At 38.5% G+C, this 6,588-nt stretch carries 5 protein-coding genes; 2 read left to right on the top strand and 3 right to left on the bottom strand.

Going from position 1 to position 6,588, the window contains the following annotated elements; genetic code table 11:
• Positions 1-390 precede the first annotated feature (390 nt).
• Positions 391-1,656: a GTPase HflX gene (gene hflX, locus ACY3XC_RS21735; RefSeq protein WP_464870411.1), complete on the bottom strand. Its 1,266-nt coding sequence runs from the start codon at positions 1,654-1,656 to the stop codon at positions 391-393.
• A 643-nt stretch (positions 1,657-2,299) separates the two neighbouring features.
• Positions 2,300-3,682 (bottom strand): L-cystine transporter, encoded by a 1,383-nt coding sequence (locus tag ACY3XC_RS21730; RefSeq protein WP_464870402.1) that lies wholly within the window; start codon positions 3,680-3,682, stop codon positions 2,300-2,302.
• Between the two features lie 331 nt (positions 3,683-4,013).
• Between ACY3XC_RS21730 and ACY3XC_RS21725 the strand changes: the two genes are divergently transcribed.
• Together ACY3XC_RS21725 and ACY3XC_RS21720 are read left to right on the top strand one after the other, a co-directional pair.
• Positions 4,014-5,210 (top strand): MFS transporter, encoded by a 1,197-nt coding sequence (locus ACY3XC_RS21725; RefSeq protein WP_464870401.1) that lies wholly within the window; start codon positions 4,014-4,016, stop codon positions 5,208-5,210.
• Positions 5,211-5,280: 70 nt separating this feature from the next.
• Complete coding sequence (locus ACY3XC_RS21720) at positions 5,281-5,781, top strand: DinB family protein (RefSeq protein WP_464870400.1); 501 nt, start codon at positions 5,281-5,283, stop codon at positions 5,779-5,781.
• A gap of 62 nt (positions 5,782-5,843) precedes the next feature.
• Here ACY3XC_RS21720 and ACY3XC_RS21715 read toward each other — a convergent pair whose 3' ends face one another.
• Positions 5,844-6,587: a GNAT family N-acetyltransferase gene (locus tag ACY3XC_RS21715; protein ID WP_464870399.1), complete on the bottom strand. Its 744-nt coding sequence runs from the start codon at positions 6,585-6,587 to the stop codon at positions 5,844-5,846.
• Position 6,588: the final 1 nt, after the last annotated feature.

Here is a 6,588-nt window from a genome sequence, read left to right as displayed (position 1 = left end):
TCGTCGTTGTTAAACATTGTAGCCAAGTAGGATAAAAATGACCCCTTTTCTTTTTACACAATTATACGGACTTAATCTTCATTGTTGATTTTCGTGTAGGGTTGACCATTCATAGGCGGAGAATTTCCGGCTATTGTAGAAAAGGAACCTTAAGAAGCAGATATAAGCGGAAATATTCCGGTTAACTGCTTTAAATAAGACAAAATCCAATGATTTGGATACAATAAGCGGAAATTCTCCGCTTATTATTAAGGAAAAATGTGAATTTCCCAATTTAAACGGAAATTCTCCTCTTATTTTCCAAACACAGTAAAATCAACATTGAGCTTTAACACAGCCAAGATTTATAAAACCCCTTCAATGGAATCGTCATTGAAGGGGTTCTCCTTTTTAGATGACATATTGGTGGTATTTTTCAAAATCATTGCTGTTACATTCGAGCGATAACAAAGTGCCGTTATATTCATATTTTGTGGAGAGCACATTGGCATTCTCATTAAGATAGGAGATTAATCGCCCATCATCAAAAGGAATAAGCATTTCACAATGAATCGGATTTTTAAAAATTTGCTGGTTAATCCTTTCAACTAATTCATCCAATCCAATGTTTTGTTTGGCAGAAAGATAGACCCTATTCCCCTTGACTGCTGGAAATTCCTCTCCTGCCAAATCAGCCTTATTAAATGCATAGATGGTTGGGATATTCTCAATTCCCATTTCTCTTAGCGTTTGATTGGTTACCTCTATCTGTTTTTGATGATTTGGACTCGAACAATCGACAACATGTATCAGTACGTCGGCAGTTGCTGCTTCTTCCAAGGTTGAACGAAAGGCTTTAACAAGATGATGTGGAAGCTTATCTACAAACCCTACAGTATCAGATAGTAAGAAGGGCTGATGATTAGATAGTTTTATTTTTCTCACTGATGTATCAAGGGTTGCAAATAACATGTCTTTCTCAAATACCTGTTTATGAAAGGAATGATTAGATTTTTTTAACAAAGCATTTAAGATGGTTGACTTGCCTGCATTTGTGTAGCCAACTAAGGAAACGAGCGGGATACCACTTTTCTTACGCTGATTTCGCAGCGTTTCCCTTTTTGTAACAATTCCTTCTAATTCCTTCTTTAAAGCAGTAATCTTTTCTTCGATTTTCCTCCGGTCGAGCTCTAATTTTGTTTCACCAGATCCTCTATTTATTAAGCCAACTCCACCACCTTGCCGGCCTAGGGATTCACGTTGACCAGCGATACGAGGAAGCATGTATTGAAGATTTGCCATTTCGACCTGAAGCTGTGCCTCTCTTGTTTTCGCACGCTGCGCAAATATAGCCAAAATCAACATCGTCCGATCGATTACTTTTCTGTTGAGTTCTTTCTCAAGATTACGAATTTGTGAACCTGATAATTCATCATTAAAGATGACAATATCCGCATCCAGCTGCTCAAGGAGCTGAATGGCTTCGGTTATTTTCCCTGTGCCGATATAATGAGTTTTATTGAATCGACTTAAACTTTGAGTTAGTTCCCCAACAACTTCTATATGACAGGCGGCGGCTAAGTTCTTCAATTCTTGCATTGAATAATGAAAGTCAGGTTGATGATTTACATTCACTCCTATTATAATAGCCTTTTCTCTCATCTTTTCTTCCTCCATTCCTTTTGGAAAAGTAAAAAACACAGACTGCTGCCTGTGCTTTCGTAAATGGAAAAGACAATACAAAAAATACCCGATAATTGCTTATCTGGTTTTGTATGAACTCCTGCTTGAAAATACCTGCACTGTTTAAATATAGGTATTATTCGTACTCATTATTATTTTTAAAGACAGCAAAAAAGAGGGTAGACTCGCCCCCTCTTTTTTACCTACCGTAAAATAAAGGTTTCCTTAAAAATAAGGCAGACCAATCCCATTTACTCCGCACGCATGGCAGAGCTTGAACGTTATTTAGTTAACGGTTCAAAATACGGAATCTTAATCTGCGATACTTCATGTGGAAAACCTCCATTTCTCTATAACTACTTCAATCATAACACCAAAATTAATGGTAAACAATTACATTAATAACCTATATTACGACAATTTACAAACCCAATAGTACCAACGGTTTATAGCCTTTTAATCAATCGTTTGATTAGTTTACTATCCGATTTAATCAAACGTTTAATTAGATTTTTATCCACAAAAAAACTGGATAGTCCTCACGACTATCCAGTAAATCCCAAAGTGTCCATACCACACGGACAGTGTCCACGAGTGGTGCCTGTCACCATTTTTTATCGCTATTTTCTATGCTTTTCTATGCTTCTACAATATTTGGCTGTTGGTATACTTCTTGTTCGAATTCGCCTGTTGCTTTGCTTGTTAGTACTCCGGATGTCATGGCTCCACTTACGTTTAGGGCTGTACGTCCCATGTCGATTAGCGGTTCTACTGAGATTAGGAGACCCACAATCGCAATTGGAAGGTTCATAACAGATAGTACGATTAGTGCTGCGAAGGTCGCCCCGCCGCCAACTCCTGCTACACCGAATGAGCTAATGGCAACTACAAGAATTAGTGAGATAATAAATCCTGGGCTAAGCGGGTCAATACCAGCTGCTGGTGCAACCATAACCGCTAACATCGCTGGATACACACCTGCACATCCGTTTTGACCGATTGTTAGTCCAAATGAACCTGCAAAGTTTGCAATCCCTTCAGAAACACCTAAGTCTTTCGTTTGCGTTTTAATCGTTAAAGGCAATGTTCCTGCACTTGAACGTGAAGTGAACGCAAATGTTAAGGTTGGTAATGCCTTTTTCACATAATTAACCGGGTTGATTTTTGCGATTGACAATAATAATAAATGAACAATAAACACAAGAATAAGTGCTACATAAGATGCGATGACAAATTTCCCTAATTTCACGATTGCGTCATAGTTACTTGTTGCTGCAACCTTTGTTATAATTGCCAAAATACCATATGGCGTTAAACGAAGGATTATCGTAACAACTCTCATCGTTACTGAATATAGAGAATCAATAATTTTCGCAAAAAGTTCAGCATGTTCTGGATCTTTACGTTTGACTCCAAGGTAAGCTATCCCGATAAAAGCCGCAAAGATAACAACAGCAATCGTTGAAGTTGCACGAGCACCTGTTAAATCTGCAAACGGATTTGCTGGGAATAACTCAAGGATTTGTTGCGGAATGGTCATTGCTTCAACCGTAACAACTCTTTCCTCTAACGCAGCATTCCGAGCCGCTTCTGCTTCACCTTCAGTCAGTTCGATACCATCAAGACCAAATCCTAATGATGTACCAATTCCAATTGCTGCAGAAATAGCAGTTGTTCCAAGTAGAATTCCAATTACAAGGATGCTGATTTTTCCGATATTTTTCGTTAATTTTAATTTTGTAAAAGCTCCTACGATTGAAATGAATACAAGCGGCATAACCACCATTTGTAGTAACTTAACGTAACCTGATCCTACAATGTTAAACCACGCGATTGATTCCGTTGTAACCTCAGATTCTGTACCATAAATTAAATGAATAATAAAACCAAAGATAAGTCCTAAACCTAAACCTGCGAATACACGCTTTGAGAATGATACATGCTTTTTTGCCATAATGCGCAAACCGACCATGAGTAAAAGCAATACTGCAACATTCACAATGATAAAAATTGCATTCATCTTAATTCCCCCTTTTATTAATATATATTTTGTCTTGCGTAAATTAGTCTATGAAAATACTATTATATATATTCCTATCAGTCAAGTCGGAATAATATGTTTTTTTATTCTAACAATTTGAATAAACTCTCAAATTTATAAATACTACCTGTTAATTTCAATTGATCCGCACAAAAATGTCTGACCCTAAAGCAAAGGATCAGACATTTTGTACACCAATTTAAAGTAATGGTTCCTTCCAAACTATGTAAAGAGTTATTCTATTCTAATAACAATTAGATTATGATAGTGTTTGGATAAAAAATAATTTAAATGATTGAGAGGCCAGCTTATGTGGAACAACAGAAATGTTTGGATTATTTTAACGGGGGAATTTATCGCTGGTCTTGGCTTATGGCTTGGGATTATTGGAAATTTAGAGTTCATGCAAGAGAAAATACCCTCAGATTTCTTAAAATCACTTCTTATGGCTGCCGGGCTGGTAGCAGGGATTGTCGTTGGCCCTTATGCAGGCAAAATTACCGATCAAAAAAGTAAAAAAACAGTCATGCTATGGTCAGGGTTATTGCGTACGATAAGTGTCGTCTTTATGCTTATTGCGATAGCTACAGGATCTGTTTGGTGGATGCTTGTCTTTTTTGTTGCGATTCAAATTTCTGCTGCCTTCTATTTTCCAGCACTGCAAGCAGCGATTCCTCTTATTGTTAACGATAAGGATTTACTCCAGCTCAATGGAGTACATATGAATGTAGCCACCCTTTCACGGATCATTGGTACGGCAGTTGCAGGGATTCTCTTGGTACTTCTTCCCTTATCCATGCTCTATATCGGTTCACTAGTAGCCTACCTTGGATTACTCATCCTAACTTGGTTCCTTAACTTTGAGGAAAATAATAATAGTTCTTCAACAACGAAGAATACCAATGAAAAAACTAGTTTTAAAGATGTATTACCTGTGATAAAGGGTCTGCCGATTGTCTTCATGACCCTATTGATGACACTGGTTCCACTTTTATTTCTAGGCGGATTCAACCTTTTGGTCATTAACATTAGTGAACTGCAGGATAGTTCTGCGATCAAAGGCTGGATTTATACTGCCGAAGGAGTTTCCTTTATGATTGGAGCTTTCTTCATTAAAAAAATAAGTGACAAACTATCTTCTTACACCATTTTATTTACCAGCTCAATCCTCGTCGGTCTGTCCCAGCTTCTGCTCTATTTTGCAGATGTTACGGTTGTAACGATTGCAGCATTTCTAGTTTTTGGCTTTTCAGTTGGCTGCTTCTATCCCACAGCATCCACCGTATTTCAAACAAAAGTACCGAAGGATTTCCACGGAAGATTCTTCTCGTTCCGTAATATGCTTGACCGGATTGGCTTCCAAATCGTGCTGCTTTTAACTGGATTCTTTCTGGATTTTATCGGTTTACAGCTAATGTGCGTCTTATATGGCGGGCTAACTATTCTTATCACTATCATATTCTATTTAAAAAACAATCAACTCCGTACGGTACAACAGGAGAATTAAAGGTGAAGGAATAATCTTCATAATGAAGAATATAAACAGTATTGAATGTCTATTTGAGGGGTGATATGCGATGAGTATCGATGTAGTGGAGGAACTGATTGCAACAAGGAATAGGTTGTTAGAAGAAATTTCTGGTTTAAGCTATGAAAGGCTGAATAAGAAACCTGATGAGGGTACATGGAGTGTTGCCCAGGTATGCCGCCATTTGTACTTAACAGAAAGTGCCTTTACACAAGCAATCATTTACGGACTTAATAAAGTCAATGGAAAAAAGGCAGAGCCAAAGCCTGTTCAACTGACAGTTGACCGCACTCAAAAGGCAAAAGCACCAGATATAGTGGCACCTGGCGATGATCCGTTGGATTCCGGGCAGATCAAAGAACTCTTAAATCATTCAAGAAACCAATTTTGGGAGTTCTATAATCAACTAGAAGACAAGTCCCTGCTAGCAGAAAAGTCTGCCAAGCACCCACTCTTTGGCTACACGCCACTAGACCAATGGGTCGAATTGATCTACCTTCACGAAGAACGGCATATCGAACAAATCAAAGAGATTAAATCCCAATTATAAAACGAAAAGAGCTGACGATTGTCAGCTCTTTCCACTGTCCACCCCAGGCGTACAATTGTACATTAGTGGTGCCTGTCACCATTATTGTCACCATCACTGTCACCATCATGCACATAAACCACCCAATGGTCCCCTTCTTCTTCTTCCATCCTTATACCGCGCCAGCCGTGGAGGATTAACTTTTTTTGACCTTCTGTATCCCCCATTTTTATTCGGGTGCTTTCCTGGTTTAAAGTTGCTTTCTCTTTGTTTTCTTCTAGGTCTTTTACAAAAATATAGCGTAAGCTGCCGCCGTATTTTTCTTTGAGGGCTGCGATTTTCATTCCTTGTGCAAACTTATCCTTTAAGCTTGGAATATTGAATGGTGCAACTGTACAGCAAATGTAGCGGCAGCCGTAATTCTCCTTACTTAGCTCTTCCATAATTACACCGGCCAGTATTTTTTGAAGATGATTTCCACGGAATGCAGGAAGTACATTTGAAATCTCCTGATAGAGAACCTTTGGCAGCTCATTTTCTGGTAAACCAATATCCCGTCCTAAGTGTTCTTCATCGATTGGCGGAATGAGCAGTGCTCGAAAGGCAATCATTTCATTCCCTGTAAATGCACCAATCATCAAGCCCTTCCCTTCTAGGATATACTGGTACTCCTCTTTCATCAGGGGCTGAAGTATTCCTGGACCTTGCATTGCTTGTACAACTTGCGTCTGTACCTCTAAAATCTCTTCCAAGTCTTCAACACCCAATTTTCGGACCTTAAAGGGCACATTCCCATTTCTAAGTTTTCCTTCATATATCCACTTCAAG

The sequence above is a fragment of the Bacillus sp. CZDM1 genome, assembly GCF_055502545.1.
The sequence above is the reverse complement of the archived record's forward strand: the minus strand, read 5'-3'. Positions and strand labels throughout refer to the sequence as shown.

Excerpts from the sequence above, each read along its gene's own strand:
- hflX (WP_464870411.1), bottom strand. The coding sequence starts at position 1,656 with ATGGAGGAAGAAAAGATGAGAGAAAAGGCTATTATAATAGGAGTGAAT.
- ACY3XC_RS21730 (WP_464870402.1), bottom strand. The coding sequence starts at position 3,682 with ATGAATGCAATTTTTATCATTGTGAATGTTGCAGTATTGCTTTTACTC.
- ACY3XC_RS21725 (WP_464870401.1), top strand. The coding sequence starts at position 4,014 with ATGTGGAACAACAGAAATGTTTGGATTATTTTAACGGGGGAATTTATC.
- ACY3XC_RS21720 (WP_464870400.1), top strand. The coding sequence starts at position 5,281 with ATGAGTATCGATGTAGTGGAGGAACTGATTGCAACAAGGAATAGGTTG.